15 protein-coding genes are annotated in these 16,647 nt (G+C 50.4%); 4 read left to right on the plus strand and 11 right to left on the minus strand.

Translation table 11 applies throughout. From position 1 onward, the window contains the following. Positions 1-535 precede the first annotated feature (535 nt). From PHH59_RS01140 to PHH59_RS01165, 6 genes are all read right to left on the minus strand, one after another. On the minus strand, positions 536-1,558 hold the full coding sequence (locus PHH59_RS01140) for an alpha/beta hydrolase (RefSeq protein WP_300009873.1): 1,023 nt from the start codon (positions 1,556-1,558) through the stop codon (positions 536-538). A 37-nt stretch (positions 1,559-1,595) separates the two neighbouring features. Continuing rightward, the gene (locus PHH59_RS01145) at positions 1,596-1,838 is read right to left on the minus strand and encodes an excalibur calcium-binding domain-containing protein (protein WP_300009876.1); all 243 of its coding nucleotides are present in this window, start codon (positions 1,836-1,838) and stop codon (positions 1,596-1,598) included. Positions 1,839-2,120: 282 nt separating this feature from the next. Then, positions 2,121-2,489, minus strand: a complete 369-nt coding sequence (locus tag PHH59_RS01150) for a hypothetical protein (RefSeq protein WP_300009879.1) — start codon at positions 2,487-2,489, stop codon at positions 2,121-2,123. Between the two features lie 230 nt (positions 2,490-2,719). Continuing rightward, the gene (locus PHH59_RS01155; RefSeq protein WP_300009882.1) at positions 2,720-3,430 is read right to left on the minus strand and encodes an energy transducer TonB; all 711 of its coding nucleotides are present in this window, start codon (positions 3,428-3,430) and stop codon (positions 2,720-2,722) included. Between the two features lie 2 nt (positions 3,431-3,432). After that, positions 3,433-3,837, minus strand: a complete 405-nt coding sequence (locus PHH59_RS01160) for a biopolymer transporter ExbD (RefSeq protein WP_300009885.1) — start codon at positions 3,835-3,837, stop codon at positions 3,433-3,435. After that, positions 3,827-5,662: a DUF2341 domain-containing protein gene (locus PHH59_RS01165; protein WP_300009888.1), complete on the minus strand. Its 1,836-nt coding sequence runs from the start codon at positions 5,660-5,662 to the stop codon at positions 3,827-3,829. The genes PHH59_RS01160 and PHH59_RS01165 overlap by 11 nt, the downstream gene beginning before the upstream one ends. Positions 5,663-5,858: 196 nt before the next feature. Between PHH59_RS01165 and PHH59_RS01170 the strand changes: the two genes are divergently transcribed. Then, positions 5,859-6,164: a hypothetical protein gene (locus PHH59_RS01170; RefSeq protein ID WP_300009891.1), complete on the plus strand. Its 306-nt coding sequence runs from the start codon at positions 5,859-5,861 to the stop codon at positions 6,162-6,164. A 353-nt stretch (positions 6,165-6,517) separates the two neighbouring features. On the opposite strand, the gene PHH59_RS01175 is transcribed toward PHH59_RS01170, so the two are convergent. From PHH59_RS01175 to PHH59_RS01185, 3 genes are all read right to left on the minus strand, one after another. Continuing rightward, positions 6,518-7,891, minus strand: a complete 1,374-nt coding sequence (locus tag PHH59_RS01175; RefSeq protein ID WP_300009894.1) for a cytochrome c biogenesis protein CcdA — start codon at positions 7,889-7,891, stop codon at positions 6,518-6,520. Positions 7,892-8,156: 265 nt separating this feature from the next. After that, complete coding sequence (locus PHH59_RS01180) at positions 8,157-8,861, minus strand: hypothetical protein (RefSeq protein WP_300009897.1); 705 nt, start codon at positions 8,859-8,861, stop codon at positions 8,157-8,159. Between the two features lie 44 nt (positions 8,862-8,905). After that, on the minus strand, positions 8,906-9,286 hold the full coding sequence (locus tag PHH59_RS01185; protein WP_300009900.1) for a metalloregulator ArsR/SmtB family transcription factor: 381 nt from the start codon (positions 9,284-9,286) through the stop codon (positions 8,906-8,908). A gap of 518 nt (positions 9,287-9,804) precedes the next feature. Between PHH59_RS01185 and PHH59_RS01190 the strand changes: the two genes are divergently transcribed. Further along, positions 9,805-10,629 (plus strand): TOBE domain-containing protein, encoded by an 825-nt coding sequence (locus PHH59_RS01190; protein ID WP_300009903.1) that lies wholly within the window; start codon positions 9,805-9,807, stop codon positions 10,627-10,629. Between the two features lie 88 nt (positions 10,630-10,717). Here the strand turns inward: PHH59_RS01190 and PHH59_RS01195 are convergent, their stop codons facing one another. Further along, positions 10,718-12,172 (minus strand): hypothetical protein, encoded by a 1,455-nt coding sequence (locus PHH59_RS01195; RefSeq protein ID WP_300009906.1) that lies wholly within the window; start codon positions 12,170-12,172, stop codon positions 10,718-10,720. 71 nt (positions 12,173-12,243) lie between these two features. Continuing rightward, positions 12,244-12,792: a hypothetical protein gene (locus tag PHH59_RS01200; protein ID WP_300009909.1), complete on the minus strand. Its 549-nt coding sequence runs from the start codon at positions 12,790-12,792 to the stop codon at positions 12,244-12,246. Positions 12,793-13,134: 342 nt separating this feature from the next. Here PHH59_RS01200 and PHH59_RS01205 point away from each other — a divergent pair, with 342 nt between their 5' ends. Together PHH59_RS01205 and PHH59_RS01210 are read left to right on the plus strand one after the other, a co-directional pair. Next, positions 13,135-14,808 carry a hypothetical protein gene (locus PHH59_RS01205; RefSeq protein ID WP_300009912.1) on the plus strand — a complete coding sequence of 558 codons (1,674 nt, stop codon included), beginning with the start codon at positions 13,135-13,137 and terminating at the stop codon, positions 14,806-14,808. Between the two features lie 219 nt (positions 14,809-15,027). Further along, the gene (locus tag PHH59_RS01210) at positions 15,028-16,638 is read left to right on the plus strand and encodes a ShlB/FhaC/HecB family hemolysin secretion/activation protein (RefSeq protein ID WP_300009915.1); all 1,611 of its coding nucleotides are present in this window, start codon (positions 15,028-15,030) and stop codon (positions 16,636-16,638) included. Positions 16,639-16,647: the final 9 nt, after the last annotated feature.

Consider the following 16,647-nt stretch of genomic DNA (forward strand, 5'->3'; position numbering starts at 1 on the left):
GCTTTTAAAGCCAAGGTCGGACATGTTGTTTATGCCTGACGTTCCACCGTCCGATGCTGGATGGGTCATCAGTTGCGCTCGTTCCCAAGCTCCAGCTTGGGAACGAGTCAAAATAACTGAATAACTGGGGTCAGAGTAAACTTATATACTGATCCGTTCTTTTCTTCCGCCAGCCGACAGGCCTACCCATTTTTTTGGCGACCATCCGCCGACCTCAAATTTTCTATTTCCGCTTTAAATCGCTCGCTGCCAAGTGCCATGCCTTTGTTTACTGAGGAATTCCTATTGGACACGCGCGGGGCAGTCTCGCCATTTGTTTTTCCCGAAGTCGATAGATATAAACATCAACGGTATAGCAGAGGTTTAAGTTTACTCTGACCCCAGTTATTCGACCACAGTTATTCAAACGTGCCACCCCGTGTGCAATCCATCTGCTCGCGATCAGCCCCCGAAGCGCCTTTTCAGCCAGACGTCGACTACCGGGGTCGCCGCATAGTCGGGATTGCCCAGTTGGCGATTGATTTCGGCATGGCCCTTAAGCCCAAGTCCCGGGAAATTCCTGCCTCTCAACCGGCGTGCCGGCCTGCTTCAGCGAGGCTTCGAGCTCTTTCGATTGCGCTACCCCGTCCGTGCGCTGGACGTGGATGATCAGGAACGCGGGCGCGTTGGGGACTTGGGCGTGGAGCGTGGGCGAAAGCGCGTGCTGGCGGGCTGGATCCTCGCCAAAGACCTGAATGTAGGTGTCGTGCATGAAATCGTTGCCCTCCTTGATCTGGCGCGACACGTCATAGGCCGCGCCATCGATCGGCAACACTCCAGCGATGCTGGCGAAGGACAGTCCCGCGTGCTTGAGGTACTGCTCGTCGGTGCCGACCAGTGCCACAAGGTGCGCCCCCGCGCTGTGGCCCATGATCACAATCCTGCCGGGATCGAAGCTCAATTGATCGGCATGGTCGATTAGATAGCGTAGCGCGGCCGCGACGTCCGCTGCCTCGTCTTCGACGGTGCTGTTGGGGACTAACCGGTAGTTGATCGAGGCATAGGCATAGCCGAGGCCGATATAGTGTGGTGCCTTCCAGCTACCGTCGGCGGTATCCTTGCTTCCGCGTTTCCACCCGCCGCCGTGGACGAACAGCACCAGCGGCGCGCGGCGGTTGCCGTTGGTGGTGGGGTAGAAATCGAACTGCTGGAGATTATTGGTTCCATAGGCCATGGTCTGCTTGCCCCTAGGCTGCGGTACCTGCACGCCATCGTGGCGGCCGACCAGCCATTCGCTCAGCCGCCCGCCCGGGCGGGCCTCGGCTAGATTGCCAACAACCAGCGCCAGCACGGCGCACGATAGGACGATGCTTTTTCTCATAACTCGACTCCTTTTCCCTTGGGCAAACTCTTCTCGAGCTTTTTCAATTAGTTTATTAAATTTCCCCACCCGAAAATCCGATTGGATTTGGTTATCCCACAGATCATTTTCAAGTTCGAAAAACCAATCACGGAATTTTGTAAATTCCTCTTCAAGTAAATTACGAACGCGCGTTTCAAGCTCTTCGACTTCATTCATGTTGGCTGCTCCTTAATAAAAACTGAAATTATACCCGTTATTTACACCACTGCCGCTCACAAGGAATACCATCATGGTTTCCATCCATCTTAGTGCCTGGGCAATTGTTTATGAAAAACGTTGCTTCCTCGCAAAAAGTCATTTGAGAACAATGGGTTCTGCCATCGCACTTAAATTGGTTGCTGCTTACTGGTTCATCAGGTTCTGGACTGGCGACATATTCTGTTGGTGTTTGATAGGCTTCAAATGGAATAACTGGGGTCAGAATAACTGGGGTCATGGGGTCAGAGTAAACTTATATACTGATCCGTTCTTCTCTTCCGCCAACCGACAGGCCTACCCATTTTTTTGGCGGCCATCCACCGACCGCTCAAATTTTCTATTTCCGCTTTAAATCGCTCGCTGCCAAATGCCATGCCTTTGTTTACTGAGGAATTCCGATTGGACACGCGCGGGCCAGTCTCGCCATTTGTTTTTCCCGAAGTCGATAGATATAAACATCAACAGTATAGCAGATGTTTAATTTTACTCTGACCCCAGTTATTCTCTGACCCCAGTTATTTTATTTTTTCTGGAATTCAGACTTAAATAACGAAGTTAGTTCGGAAATAATAAAGGAAATTAACCCAGAAAGGGCTAAGCTGGCGAAAGTTCCATAAAATAAGTCAATAAATTTATCTAATTGGCAACCCTTGATCATATCTGTTAGCAAGCATATAACGAGAACAGAAAAACATGAGAGGATTGGCGTTATTTCTCGGTATTGCGGGTGAGATATTATTTGTACAAAAACACCAATTATAAAAGCTCCAAACCCTCTTGCTTTTACGATACCTCCAATATCAAACAGCTCAAGCAACCATATTAAACAATTTACCCCAATAAAAGCTGAAACTACAGTCCACCCCCAAATAAAAATATACTTTATCATTGCTAACAATCCTCAATTGCTAAGTGAGTGTTTTAAAAGTCTCGATTTAGTAAAAATTGCTCACAATCAACTGGGTTGCCCAAACGCAACATTGGAAAATTGGATGAAATCACCTTGTTTCAAGATGAATTTGATCTAAAAACCTCAGTTTTCACCACCGCCGGAATTAAGTTTACTCTGACCCCAGTTACAGGCTCAAAGATACAAGGCGTTGCAATAAGGCGTTGCAATCAATTTATCCCCTGAGTTGTGATTCTTAAGATCACCGGCTGCGGCATGTTTTTGGGCGGCGCGTTAGGGATTTTGCGGGAGCCGGTTAGTGTGCCCACCAACAGGCTATCGATATTTTTATTGCCGGTAGATTCGCCCAGGTCGCAACGGGTTATGCGGCCTTCGTCGTCCAGCCAAATTTTAATGATCACGCTATAGTTGATGCTACGCAATTCGTTCCGCTTCGATAATTCATTTTGTAAATATTCTTCAATCTTCGAAGCGTAGAAGCCGAGCTCCATTGTGCTAGGTTTAGATTTTTTCAAGCCGCTTTCGGGCTTGATTTCCGTTAGGCTTTTGCCGCCTTTTCTAGCTTTTAACCCGAAAGCGTCGCTACCTGCCACAGCGGTGGCGGTGTCCAAGCCCAAGGTTTCGTCAAGCACTTCAGGATTACTTTCGACTTCTAATGCTTCGCTTTCCATGCTTTCTGTTTTAGGTTCTTCGGCGGGTTGCTCAAGGATTTCCTTTGGTGGCGGTGGCGGCGGTACGGGGGGCTGATCCTTTAGCAGGGTTACGCTCAAAGGCGCTTCGACGCGCTGATAACCGGCGGAGAGTATTTGCCGGCGCACAAAAAACACAATGCCGGCGATGATCAATACGGCGACAACGCGTATTATCGCCTGCCTCAGCCAACGGTCCCAAATGCTGTCATCAGGCGTCATATCGGCCATGGCTATTTAACCAATCGCTGTGTCACCAGGCCGAGGTTGTTGATCTCAAGCCGTTTGACAACATCGAGCACTTGTATTACCCGTTCGTATTGTATTGCGGCGTCGCCTTTTACCACGACGGGCAATTTGGGGTCGGCGGCTTTATACTGGCGTAACCGGTTTTCCAATTCCGCCAACGTCACCGGTGTGGTGTCCAGATAAATACGGCCGTCGGCGGTGATCGTGACGGCTTTGGTTTTGGGTTTGCCCAGATTGGGCGCAACGCTGGCTTTCGGCAGATCCACATTAATGCCTTGCACGGTCGCGGTAGCCATGATGATAAAGACCACGACCAGCGTCCAGGCCAAGTCCATCAGCGGCGTGATGTTAAGTTCGTCGTAGACTTTCGGCCGGGTTCTACGCCGCATGGCGAGCCCCTTCGGCGTTAGCCTGGATCATAGCCAGACGGCTCAAAAACTGATCGACGAACACTTCCATGATGGAAATGCGCTTGCCCACCCGTGTGGCAACATGGTTGTAGCCGAACAAAGAGGGTATCGCCACCACCAGCCCCATGACGGTAGCCGCTAATGCCGCCGATATGCCAGGTGCGATAGTGTTGACGTTGACATCCCCCGCTGCGGCGATTGACGCGAAAGTAATCATGACGCCCACCACGGTTCCCAGCAGCCCCAAAAACGGCCCGCCGCTGATGGCGATGGTTACCAGCACCAAACGCTCGTTCAGGTGGTTGGTTTGCGTGACCAGTTCCGCATCCAGCGCCGAGCGTATCACTTCCAAAGACAGGGCGTTTAACGCCACGGGTTGTTGGCTGTCTTGTCCCGCCAACAGGCGTTGTAACGCGTGCAGCTCCGTTAAGCCGGCGGCGTAGATTTGAAAGAGGGCGGAATGCTTGCTGTCCGCGCTATCTTGTGCGAGGCCGGCGTTAGAGCTTGCCACTTCCTGATTAAAGCGCTCGGCAAAGCCTTCCATAAACAATTTGTCGGCGCGTTCGGTTCGGGTCAACGCAAAGGATTTATTGATAATGACATCGGCGCTGACCAAGCCCATGATGACGATAATGGCAATCACAACCCATCCTTCTGGTTGTATTGCGCCCAGCAATGACCACAGCAGGGCGAAATATTCCGCCATGCCGCCGCTGGTACTGGCGGATTCGTCTTCGCCGTATTGCAGCAGTTTACTGTCGGGGCTTTGACCGCCGGCGGACAAACGGATCCAGTCGGCGTTGCGGGCCACATTGGAAAACTGCACTTCATCGATAAGGCCTTTAAATCCGTTGTTTTCCGCAGTGGCGCCTAATATGATGTCGGCATCGATGACGGCAAAGGATACCGGGGTTGACGCGACTTCCGCACCATCGATAAACAGTTTCAAGTCCTTGTTTATGCTGACGGCGATATGTTGCCAGCGGTCAACGGCCAATGGCGAAACCGCCGCCACTTGGGTTTCCTGTTGGTTTTCCGTGATCCGGGCATAGACCCGGTCAGCACTCACGCCAATTTCGAATGTCCGGTCACCTACCGACTGCGATAAGATGATATTTTGTTCCTGGCTTTCAGAAAGCCTCAGCCAACCGGAGAACGTAAAGCCGGTTTCCGGGTTGAGGCTTATGGCGGGGTTTTTTTCAATCACGATGCTTTCGCTGCCGTTGAATTCCGCGCCATTGTTTATCAAGCCGGGAACACCCGGCTTGATGCTGGATGTTTTCGCATGATGCCCGAAAGCCGTCGCATCCTGCGGCAAGCCGGACAATTCGCTGAAATGGTATACGGCGGTTTGGTTGATATCATAGGTGCCGGCGCTGTCGGCAATGGTATTGGCCTTGGCGTTACCGTAATACATCCAAAAGTGATTGTTTTTACTGCCGGCGGCATCCTTGGCGTCTATGAGCGGAACCTGCACCCAGATGACCGCTATACCGGCGGCGGCGTCGAATATTTCAACATGGTGTTTTAACGGCGTCGTGTCATCGGCCGCGATGAAGCGGATATCGGAAGCATCGGGTTTGGCATCAAGGAAATACGGAAAATTGCCACTGTGCAGGCGCACCACGACAGGTGTATTCGTTAGGCGCGAGATAATGGCTACGCCCTCGGCCGACGTGTCCAGACTGATTTTTTTACGGTAATTCCAATCATCATTCCACCACGCATGACCGGTGATGGGTAGCAATAATGTTGTCAACAACAATAAATACAGTATCAATGTTGGCTTTTGGGCTCTGTTCATCATTTAAACCACTTTTTTCATTGAAAAGTTTATTGGCAGTCTGCAACCTAATTGTTACAGGAGTTTTACAATGAGGGTGTATTGCATACGCTGTTACTCGATGTTCAAGTTTTTTAATTTAGTTCACTTAATGATGGCGAAAAAATTATCCGAATCATTTCAGTACGACACGCGAATCCAAAAGAGAGGGGCAATTATGAAAGATATTGAACAACGCGCCAGATTCGACGATTTCGAGCTGGAAGACCATTATGATTTTAGTGACGGTATTCGCGGACGTTTTTATGTCTTAAGAAAAAAAGCCTGTGACCTCGGTGCTTACGAACGATTACAAAACGTAACCCTACCTAATGACATGATAGCGGTGATGAATTTTCTGTCTGCACAAGTCGCCAATGGCTCAATCATAGGCATCGGCAACCCAAGCGTTGCGGCGGGCAAGCTGGATGCGTTAAAAAACCAGCTCTACCTGCCGCCCTGTATGGCATCCACAATAAAATAGATGGCTTATGCACCCCATTAACGCAAACCCTCAGACATATAGACACGGACAATACGCCAGATGGCAACGATTATGTGACTGGCACGGCGACGGGGAAATTAGCCAGTCAAATTAGTGCCTTACGCACTGAATGGCAATGTAAGTGAGATGCCCCGCAAGTTTAGCCAATGGGTAGCGATGCCTGATTGAAAGCTGTGGACGTGTTTTTTTTGGGGTGGGTACAAAACCAGTGCGTAGGCTGGGATGACGTAAGGACTCGAAGAGCACGATAGCGAATCCCAGCCTATTGGTCTGCTATTACCGGGATTACGCTATTGCTTCATCCCGGCCTACGGGCTTACCAACTTTACCAACTATTCCGCCATAAACAGCAACATCTCATCAGTACGGGTGTAATCGCTGGTTTTATAAATCAAATGGTCATCCGCATCGGCAATGATAAAAAATGGCAGGCCGACTTTTAATTCGGGATAACGCTTGTCGTTTTGGTACTGTTTAAACTCAGGATCGTTGTCGTAAATCTTCAGCAGGACAACTTTTTTCAGGCCATCAATCAATTCGCGGTCAGTTTCGGTCAGATGCTCAAATTCTTTGCAGTTGGCGCACCAGTAAGCGAAAAAATCCACAAAAATCGGTTTGCCTTGTTCGCGGGCGGCTGTTACGGCATCTTCGCGGTTTAGATACCAAGTCAACTCGCCCTTAGTTTCAGTCACAGGAGCCGAAGCCAGGTTTGTTGACGTATGGATTGTTGCCGTCGCGGATGGGGTGAGGACGCCTTGCGCCAAAACCAGGCCACCAACCAGCGCAAACAGTGCGAACAATGATTTTTCCATGCGCCGGAAACCGTGCATGTGTTCGCCTTCCCACAAATGGTAGAGCGAAAACAGCAATAACAAGGCGCCGAAAAACACCAACTGGATATGTTCAGGCTTGAAACCATAACCGGACAAGGCTTTTTCCAAATAGGTGTAGGCGAAATACAAGATCAACGCACCCAAGGCCCATTGCACATATTTCATCCAGGAACCGGATTTGGGCAGGCGGACGCCGAACAAGCCAATCAGTAAGAAAGGAACGCCCAGCCCTAATCCGAACGCCAGCATTTTCAAGGCAGCGGTGAGCGTGGCGAAAAAACTCAGGCCATCGGTTTGGCTGGCAATCCCGACCAAAATACCGACCACAAAAGGGCCGACGCACGACGAGGACAACAATCCTGCCCCCATGCCCATCATAAAAGTTCCGGCAAGCCCTGGCGTTTTGTCGCCGATACCATTACCGCTGAACAATGAAACATGCAGAAAACCCGCGGTCGCCAAAGCCAGCATCAGAAATAATAACGCCAGCATCAAATTGGTGATGGGCAGGCGCAACACATCGTTGAACGCACCGCCAGTCGCTGCGGCAATTAAGCCAAATAAAAAGTAAATGCTGGCAAGCCCGACATAGTAAACCGACGGATGCAAGGCGCGAGGCGCATCGCCCTGTGAACGTCCGGCGATAATGCTGGCGGTGATGGGGTACAAGGGATAGACGCACGGTAACAGGCTGGCGAGCAAACCACCCAACATGAGAAAAATATAGGCGGACAGGGATGACTGGTTCGATGCCAGTTGGCCTTCAACCCATGCGTTCATGCCGGTCAGGGAGTTTTCCGCGTGGGCAATACCGGTTGTCAGTATCAGTAAAGTAGCGGTGGCGACAACGGTGGAGACAATGATTGGTTTCATACACAGTTCTCAAGGGTGATGGTGCTTATCAAACCACGCCGGAGTGGAAGCAACGGCAGGACAGTAGTTCGTTACGTTGAAAATATAAAAAAATGGTGATGGTTGCAGTACAACTATTTTAGTCAAAGCCCGACATTCCTACCTACCTGAAAATGGAGTGCCGAGCCGTATACCACCAAGTGAACCCCGTCTACAAAGGCGCACCCAAATTGAAGGACAGCCTTCAATCAACCACCACCAAAAAAGTTATGGGCATCTTTTTTCCTTAGCTTTTGACTTGGGAAAGCATATAAAACATTTCCCGCCCAATTTGTTGGGTGCGCTCATCGTAAAGCGCGGTTTCGTTCGGCAAGTTATCGGCCACTTTAGGGTCTTCGTAATGGATGGGAATCCGCAACGTGCTGCCTTCGACGACCGGACAGTTTTTGTCCGCCTGTGAGCAGGTCATCAATGCCGCATAATTGTCTTTGGGATTGCCATCGGCATTGTAGCGTTTGGAGAAAGCGCGGATTTCCGGTTTGGTTTCCGAATACTTGACCAGATAAACCGGATTTTTGCCACCCGTGCTGTCTGTTAACGTAAAACCAACCCGACGCAGGGCATCAACGGCCCGTATATTCATCGCCGTGGCTTCGGTGCCGCCCGAATAAGTTTGTACGCCAGCAACACCATAAAAGGCGGCGGCGGTTTGCGCCCAAATCTGCCCCAAATGGCTACGGCGGGAATTGTGGGTGCAGATAAATGTCAGTTGCGCCGTCTCACCCGCCTGGATTTTAGAACGGATGAACATCGCCGCTTTTTTCAACTGCTTTTGGCGTCCGGCAGGAATCTGCTGAAACTCTTGGGTAAGCTTGGCGATAGATGGGCGAATGCTTGGCAAAACATCGTCTTCACTGGCATTTGCCGTACAAATGAAGCCGAAAAAAATCACGGCGGCAAAGCATGGCAACAAACGGTTTTTTAACATCATAAAATCCTCGGCTGATTAGGTTTGCGTGGGTAACGCCGACAAACCTAGCGGCCAGTAGCGGATTGATAAACCACTTGCGGACACTCTGCCAGATTATCGGTGTAGCGTTGAAGGATAGTGGAACGTGTTTGTAAATCTTCGGCGAAACACGGAAATTCATCGGAGCGGGCCTGCAAACAATGCAAATTTGCCAACAGCACCGGATGGACAGGCACAGGCAAGCTGTAAACCATCCAAACCCCTTCCCTCCGCACCCAAACAATCCCAAGCTTTTTCATGTATTGCAATTGCTTGGAAATTTTGACCTGGGTTTCCCCCAAAATCTCTTGGATGTGGCATACGCACAACGGGCCTTCCTTAAGCAAGTTAAGTATCCGCAAGCGTTGCACATCACAGAGGCATTTATATAGGCTAACTAATTCCATTTTCCACATATCCTTTCATGTGCATATATTATAAATCGAATATTAAATTTTGATTACAATTATCTCACTAAATTTTAGTGCATAGCCTGCGATGAACGTTATGGAGCACCTCGTTCGGATAAATAGGCGACTAAATATTTAATGCTTTTTTGGTAGCGGTTGTGATTTGACTGTTGCGGAGTACAAACCCAGGTTTGAGGGTATAGTTGCAAAAGTCATTGACTGCGTGTTCCAAGCTTGTTTTTTGCCAGACAATCGTTATATAGTTAATTACATAAATTTGTTAATCGCCAAACAAGCCACAATCGAAATTAATAGGATCGGGCGTCAACCTAAGCCTTTCCAGGAATTAGCGGCGATTGACGAAGGGCTTACATTTTCTTCCATCCTTGAAAAAAAAGACTTGGCAGAGTATGGTTATAACCTAAGCTCCATAAGCATTTTGCCTATGGGTTAGTTCACCAAGCCGCAGGCGAGGATTTTTCGTGCAGACCAAGCCCCTTTTGAACAACCCGCTTTTGAACAACCCAAAGACGTCTTTAAGCAACAAACCGTTGTCACCGATGTTGGTGGAAGGCGACATACGCTTGATAGGCGGTTTAGGCGGGCGGCTGTTCCGTTTGCTCGCTGCCATTGACAAATCCGGTTCCATCAACCAAGCCGCCAAGGATGTGGGCTTGACTTACAAGGGCGCGTGGGAAATGATAGAACGCGCCAATAATTTATCCCCCAAGATATTGGTTTCCACGGCAATTGGCGGGCGACTGGGAGGCGGCACACGCTTGACACCCGCCGGAAAAAGTTTGCTGCAATTATTTATCGAAATTCAGGCGGAACATAATCTCTTCCTGGAGCAAATCAACCAACGCCTGGCAAACAACCAGGATATTGTCTTTTTATTTAAGAGGTTAATCATGAAAGCAAGTGCGCGTAACCAATTTTTTGGCAAAATCACCGATGTCGCTATCGGAGCGGTGAATGTCACTGTTGTGGTCGGTTTGAAAGGAGGCGAAAGCATCGTCTCTTCCATTACTAAAGAATCGGCTGAATCCCTGGGTGTTAAAGCGGGCGTGGATGTCGTGGCCTTGGTCAAAGCCCCCAATATCATCGTCATCACCGATTTTGGCGGTTATCGCCTTTCGGCCCGCAACCAGTTACAAGGCACGGTGTCCCGTATCCAAAAAGGTGCGGTCAATTCGGAAGTGGTGATTGAGCTGGCCGGCGGCGATTCCATCACGTCGACCATCACCAATGAAAGCATCGAAACCCTGAATTTAACGCCCGGTTGCACGGCCACCGCAGCGTTTAAAGCGGGTGCGGTCATTCTTGGCGTGGCTGCCTGATCAAAACCAGCAATTCAGTAACATACATCGTGTCGCCCATGCCACTCGACGCATGGGCGACAAAAAAATGCCAACTTATTGCACCATTTCACAGCGTCCTCAAAAACAAAATCAAATCCAGCCGTTCCCGATTATCCAGGCCAAGCTGGAAACGTCTGTCGTAAAAATCCACGACATCCCCCAGCTCTTTGGCCATGCCATTATGGAAATAAGGCGCCCGCGCGGCAAGCCCGCGCAGGGTCGGGATTTTAAAGCGGCCTACATCCTGCCATTGTCCGGTAATGAGGGCACGGCCCGGATCAGTCGTTTTTAACATTTCAGCCGTCATTTTATTGCGCAGGGTATAAAGCGGCATATCCGCCGTGCGTCGCACCTCGTCGCTGATGCCGATATTCAAAAACCGGGCTACAGAATGGCTGCCTGCATTGGGTGATTCATGGCAAGTGCTACAAGTACCACGGATAACGCTCAAATTGCCCAGTTCCGACACCTCGTTAAGCCCCGAAACGCCAGAAATGGCAATAGGCCGGGTGTTAAAAAGCCGTTGCCCACGGGCTATCGCCGCCCGGATGTCAGCCGGTGCCGTAACGATCAAACCATTCCAGACATCGTACAAATTGAAGACTAGCGGGTCGCTGGGCAAGCCCGTTTTGCTGTCACCCAAAAAATCATTGATGCCAGGGCAAAAACCTTGTTTCGATAAGCTGACCGGCCCGCCTTCCGCGCCCAAGACATTGAGTGCTTTGGCATCTTTATCGTAGACTTGCGCGGTAAACAAGGCGGTTTCAAAGTCAACGATATGTTGGCGTTGCAGAGGAGTCAAAGGTAATCCCTGCGCGTGCCCTGTCGTGGCGTTATTGGCTTGCTTGCCCAAATCATAGCGCATGGACCGCCCGGAAACGGTCTCGCGTCCATCCCACATAACGGTGCTTAAAAATTTTAAATTGCTTGCCGGAAGTGGGCGACGGAATAAAGACAGCTCAAATGACGGGGTAATATCTTTTGCCGTGGCAAATCCATAAGGGTCGCTAATATCAAGCAATTCAAACTCAGCTTCATCAGGAACCTTTAGGCCAATCCGAATCACCCCTTTATTTAGCAACAAGCTATAGGCAATGCGGCGGGCTTGGAGTGTCGAAACTTTCGCTTTAGGTGAATTGCTACCATCATTGGTACGGAAAATCGGCGCAGTCCCACCCGTATCATTGAAGCGTTGCTGTACACCTGCGGGGGTGATGCTCCATCCCTCTTCAGGCAAATGGCAGGTCGAACAAGCCCTGCCATTGCTTCCCAAGGATTGGAAAAATTCGTTGTTCAAATCAATGCTGCCTTGCTTGCTGAACGTCGCGCTTAATCCCGAAGGATTGAGGAAGGTCGTGTTGTTTTCGATGGCTTTTTCGATGACCGATGCCGCATCAACGGTATCCAACAACAGCAAAGGAATAATCCAAACCATCGCCCAACCTAAGCAATGGTTCCTTTTCCCCAATCTGGATATTGGCGGATGTTGCTGGGTTTTAGGCGGCTGAAGTGTTGATTGCATGATGCGGTCTCCTTTGATATTGAAAGTAACGCCCGGCAGATATTGCTGGCCGGGCGTTTCAGGTTTTGCCGCTAGGGAGCTGAACGGACTGCAATGTTGTTCAGATGGAACACGTCGCGTCCACCCGCCTTGTCACCAGGCATCACCAGTTTCACCGCACCTTCGGTATCATCCAAAGGTACTATTGCCCCAGTTGCATCAACTGTCGCAAACGCCACCATAGCCTGTTCGCCACCAAACGAAGGCACGATTTCCGCAACAGCAACAATCACTTGGTAACAATCCGTGGCGTTGATGAGCAGGTATTTTCTGAGCATGTCATTTTTACGTGTTGAATCGGTTTTTATCACCGCTTCTGTAACCAAGTCATACAAAGGCACGCCGATGAAGGTTTTGGTGACCAATCCGGCACTACCGGAAAAATAAGTCACTGTCATTTTTGAAGTTTGGTATCCCGCCAAGATTGCCGGTGTGAATGATTTAGGGTTGTTGACCGCCCCACCCAATCTAAATCCTGTTGAAGGCCCGCCAAGGCAGCTTGGTGCTGCTTGGCCCAATGAGGCAAAGCCAAGGGCAAGAATAAAGATTAATACTACTTGTTGGAAAATTCGTGTTGTCATGTTTTGCTCCAAATCGTTATTTACTAGAGGTAATATCGTATAGCGACCCCAGCAAAAATGTCAACTTAAAACACTTCAAAACAGGCTCGGAAAAAAGCAAGATACAAAATACAAATTCCTTTTGTAGCAATGACTTATGTCATATTTATAACAATTGTTGTATTTCCAACAAAACACATGTGGCTATGAGCTTACACAAAGCTTGCCTTATACTTATTTATATAGTCAAATACATAGCGAATGCAGTTGGCATCATAGCTGCATTACAAGCCCTGTTACCGCTCACTGGCTTGTAACCACATCCCAATCCGGGGTTGTCTTAACTTTTGAAGGAAGGCTTATATGAAAAAACTCAACACACTCGCCGCAACCGTTGCCTTGCTCATCGGTTCACAAAGCGCGGACGCCCTGACACCTTGGGTGGATAAAACACCTGATGTCGGCATCTTCCTTTCGGGGGCCGTTGCCTTGAACAACGCCTATACTGCGGTTGTCACCAATACTTTGGCGGCGGCGGGCAGCGTGGACACGTTTAACGATGTTGACCCGGTCACCTTGTCCAAAGGTTCGCGCTGGACAGCCCACTACTTTACCGGAAATGCCAATCTGGGCACCGGGCTTGCCGGCAAGAAAATACTGTTGGTCAGGCGCACTGCCGGAGGCTCGGGCTATGGCGTCATCCCGCTAAACAGCAATATTGCCCTGGAGCATCTCAATATCGTAGGCACAAACCAGGCAGCTTGGGTTGCCGACGGGGCCAAGACATGGAAACAAACCATCAGTGCCACCAATGCCAGCAAATACCTCATCAAACGGATTTCTGATGGCGGTTCCATTGCAGTTGACCCTTTCATATTGTTAAAGCCGGGTACGGAGAATTATCCAGACCAACAAAACGAACTGATGACAGGCTTGCCTGAACCTGGCTGGCCCTTGAACACGACCCAAATACCAACGACTGGCAGCAATCCTTTTACGATCATACCGACGGGCGGACTGGTTTATGGTGTCGCCGTGACGCTGGATTTATATAAAGTGTTGCAAGCCGCCCAAAAACGCGCGGGCTCCTTGCCAAGCAGCACGGTTATCGGCAACTACAGCGAAGCGGGTATGCCGAACCTCAACCGCTTTATGGTCGCCTCCTTGTTGTCGGGCAAAATCGGTGCTTGGGATCAAATCAAAATAGTCGATAAAACGGACGGCAACAAAGTGAAAAGTTTGCTGGACCCCGGCATTTTGGCTTCTGCCGGCGTGGTGGCGCCGTACAAAGAATCGACCACCGGCAAAAACCTGACGCCAGTGGCACTGGGTTTACGCAATAACGGCGCGGCAACCAGCGTGATTGCCTACTCGGTGTTCATGAATTACCCAGGCACGAAAAACGCGTTTAAACCGGCATCTAAAACCGCCGACAATGCCGTCGATGAAGATGCTGCATTGCCTATCGTCAAGCAACCGATCATTGTTTCCGACACCGGGACTTTGCTCAAAGACTGGCAAAACGGCACCAATGTACTGGGCTTTAACAATGTCCTTGATGGCTTGAAGCCTGCCAAACGCTGGGGCATTGCCCTCAATACCGGCGACCGGAATAATGCCGTTACCGCTGCTGGTACGGGTGGTGATCCTTGGCGTTACATCAAGATTGACGGCTACGCACCCACCCTGGAAAATGTAGCGGCAGGAACCTACACTTACTGGGCGGAAGGCGTCGTACTTTACCGGACGAACAAAGCATCCGATCCCAAATGGGCGCTTAGAACCAAAGTGCTGAAAACCCTGGCGGACAATTTGGGCAGTCCGGTGATAATTGGCCCGGTCACCACCACCCAGGCCTGGGGCAAAACCGGTGCCTTTGCAACGACCGCCGACCCGCGCGGCTTCAAGGCAAGCCTTCCGTTCAACCCCGCCAATCCGGTCGTGCCTTTCACGCACAAAAATAATGGGGTGCACACGGAAATCGTCCCGGTCGCCGATTCAAATGCAACTGGCGGCCTTGTAGTCCAGATGAAATAAGCCCCAAACTGTTGCTGCATCAACATGAAATCAACATCAACTGTTGATACAGCAACACGTTTACGCCAGCTCTTTAAAGCAATAGCTAATAAAATCAATTAAATACATAATGGCATATTATTTGCTTTTATGCTTACATATCAACACACGATAAGCAATCCCACCGCACAAACCTCTTGACATTTTTATTGAAAAATAGCCAATAAGTATTCTGGTCTTATGAAGCAATTAGTACGATACGCATTGATAAGCACCAGCGCGTTGCTTTTTTCGCCTTATACATGGGCGGAAAATCCGCCAAACAGCACAACGGCACAATCCCCTGAAGCCCTGCCAAAATTCGACATGCTGGAAATGCAGGTCGATGGCAACACCGTGCTGGACCGGCAGTTGGTGGAAAAAACCCTGTATCCGTTTATGGGGCCGGGCAAAACCGTCGATGACGTGGAAAAAGCCCGGCAAACCCTGGAAGCCGTTTACAAGGAAAAAGGTTATCCGACCGTGCTGGTGGACATACCCGAACAAGATGTCGTGGACGGCCTGGTGCGCCTGCGTATCGTCGAAGGTGCGGTCGAGCGTTTGAAAGTCACCGGTTCACGGTATTTTTTCCTCGGCAAAATCAGGGACAAAGTCCCCGCGCTGGCGGCGGGCCAGGTGCCGTACATGCCAAAAGTGCAGGAACAAGTCGCCGAATTGGGCAAGGAGTCGGCTGACCGCCAAGTCACGCCGATTTTCCGGGCCGGTTCAACGCCGGGGAAAACCGAAGTGGAACTGCGCGTCAAAGACACCCTGCCCTTGCACGGCAGTTTGGAGATGAACGGGCGCAACTCGGAACATACCTCCCGTTCCCGTTTGATCGGCTCCCTGCGTTACGACAATCTCTGGCAAAGCTTCCACAGCGCGTCGCTGTCATACCAAGTGTCGCCGGAAAATGCTGACGAGGTGGATGTCTGGTCAGGCACTTATGTGTTGCCCACAGGGTGGGCCGACACCCGCCTGGCGATGTACGGCATCGGCATCAGCTCCAACACCCAACTGGGCGCGAGTATCGGCAGCTTGTCGGTGGTCGGGACCGGGGCGATTTATGGTGCGCGTTTGATCAAGCCCTTGTCTGGACTCAACGCGTACACCCACAGCTTGAGCTTCGGCTTTGACTACAAAAGCTTTAACCAAGGTGTCACCCAACAAGGCCAAGACCAACAAACTTCACCCATCAGCTACTTCCCTTTTTTAATCGGCTATGACGCGGCTTGGCGTTATCCGGGCGTGTCCACCTCGCTCAGTTCCGCGCTGCATTTCTCGCTGGACGGGCTAGGCAACGACCAACAGGAATTTGAAAACCGCCGCTTCAAAGCCAAAGCGGGGTTTGCTTACCTCACTTCCGAACTCAAACACCTGCGCGAACTGCCCAGGGACATGCGCTTGGCGGCCCGCGCTTCCGGGCAGATCACCAACACGCCGCTGATCAGCAACGAACAGTTCGCCGCTGGCGGCCCGCAAAGCGTGCGCGGCTATTTCCAAACCCAACAACTCGGCGATGACGGCGTCAATTTGTCCGTGGAACTGCAAAGCCCGATGCTAAAGCAAAACTGGGATTTCGCGCAGAACCTGCGTCTGCATGTCTTTTTCGATTACGCCTATTTGTGGATAGAACATGCCATCGCGCCTAACCCTGATTATTACCTGTTAGCCGGAACGGGTGCTGGTTTGCGCTTGCAATTCTTCAAACATTGGCTGGGCGAATTTGACTGGGCTTACCCTTTGGAAAAACAAGGCACGGTTGATGTCGGTAACCAACGGGTGGATTTCCGCCTGGCGTATGAGTTTTAGGGCATTGCC

It is taken from the genome of Methylovulum sp., assembly GCF_028687615.1.
Classification (GTDB): Bacteria; Pseudomonadota; Gammaproteobacteria; order Methylococcales; family Methylomonadaceae; genus Methylovulum.

Excerpts from the sequence above, each read along its gene's own strand:
- PHH59_RS01160 (WP_300009885.1), bottom strand. The coding sequence starts at position 3,837 with ATGCGGCGTAGAACCCGGCCGAAAGTCTACGACGAACTTAACATCACG.
- PHH59_RS01180 (WP_300009897.1), bottom strand. The coding sequence starts at position 8,861 with ATGATGTTAAAAAACCGTTTGTTGCCATGCTTTGCCGCCGTGATTTTT.
- PHH59_RS01210 (WP_300009915.1), top strand. The coding sequence starts at position 15,028 with ATGAAGCAATTAGTACGATACGCATTGATAAGCACCAGCGCGTTGCTT.
- PHH59_RS01200 (WP_300009909.1), bottom strand. The coding sequence starts at position 12,792 with ATGACAACACGAATTTTCCAACAAGTAGTATTAATCTTTATTCTTGCC.
- PHH59_RS01165 (WP_300009888.1), bottom strand. The coding sequence starts at position 5,662 with ATGAACAGAGCCCAAAAGCCAACATTGATACTGTATTTATTGTTGTTG.
- PHH59_RS01170 (WP_300009891.1), top strand. The coding sequence starts at position 5,859 with ATGAAAGATATTGAACAACGCGCCAGATTCGACGATTTCGAGCTGGAA.
- PHH59_RS01140 (WP_300009873.1), bottom strand. The coding sequence starts at position 1,558 with ATGAATGAAGTCGAAGAGCTTGAAACGCGCGTTCGTAATTTACTTGAA.
- PHH59_RS01145 (WP_300009876.1), bottom strand. The coding sequence starts at position 1,838 with ATGACCCCAGTTATTCTGACCCCAGTTATTCCATTTGAAGCCTATCAA.
- PHH59_RS01150 (WP_300009879.1), bottom strand. The coding sequence starts at position 2,489 with ATGATAAAGTATATTTTTATTTGGGGGTGGACTGTAGTTTCAGCTTTT.
- PHH59_RS01205 (WP_300009912.1), top strand. The coding sequence starts at position 13,135 with ATGAAAAAACTCAACACACTCGCCGCAACCGTTGCCTTGCTCATCGGT.
- PHH59_RS01185 (WP_300009900.1), bottom strand. The coding sequence starts at position 9,286 with ATGGAATTAGTTAGCCTATATAAATGCCTCTGTGATGTGCAACGCTTG.
- PHH59_RS01175 (WP_300009894.1), bottom strand. The coding sequence starts at position 7,891 with ATGAAACCAATCATTGTCTCCACCGTTGTCGCCACCGCTACTTTACTG.
- PHH59_RS01195 (WP_300009906.1), bottom strand. The coding sequence starts at position 12,172 with ATGCAATCAACACTTCAGCCGCCTAAAACCCAGCAACATCCGCCAATA.
- PHH59_RS01155 (WP_300009882.1), bottom strand. The coding sequence starts at position 3,430 with ATGGCCGATATGACGCCTGATGACAGCATTTGGGACCGTTGGCTGAGG.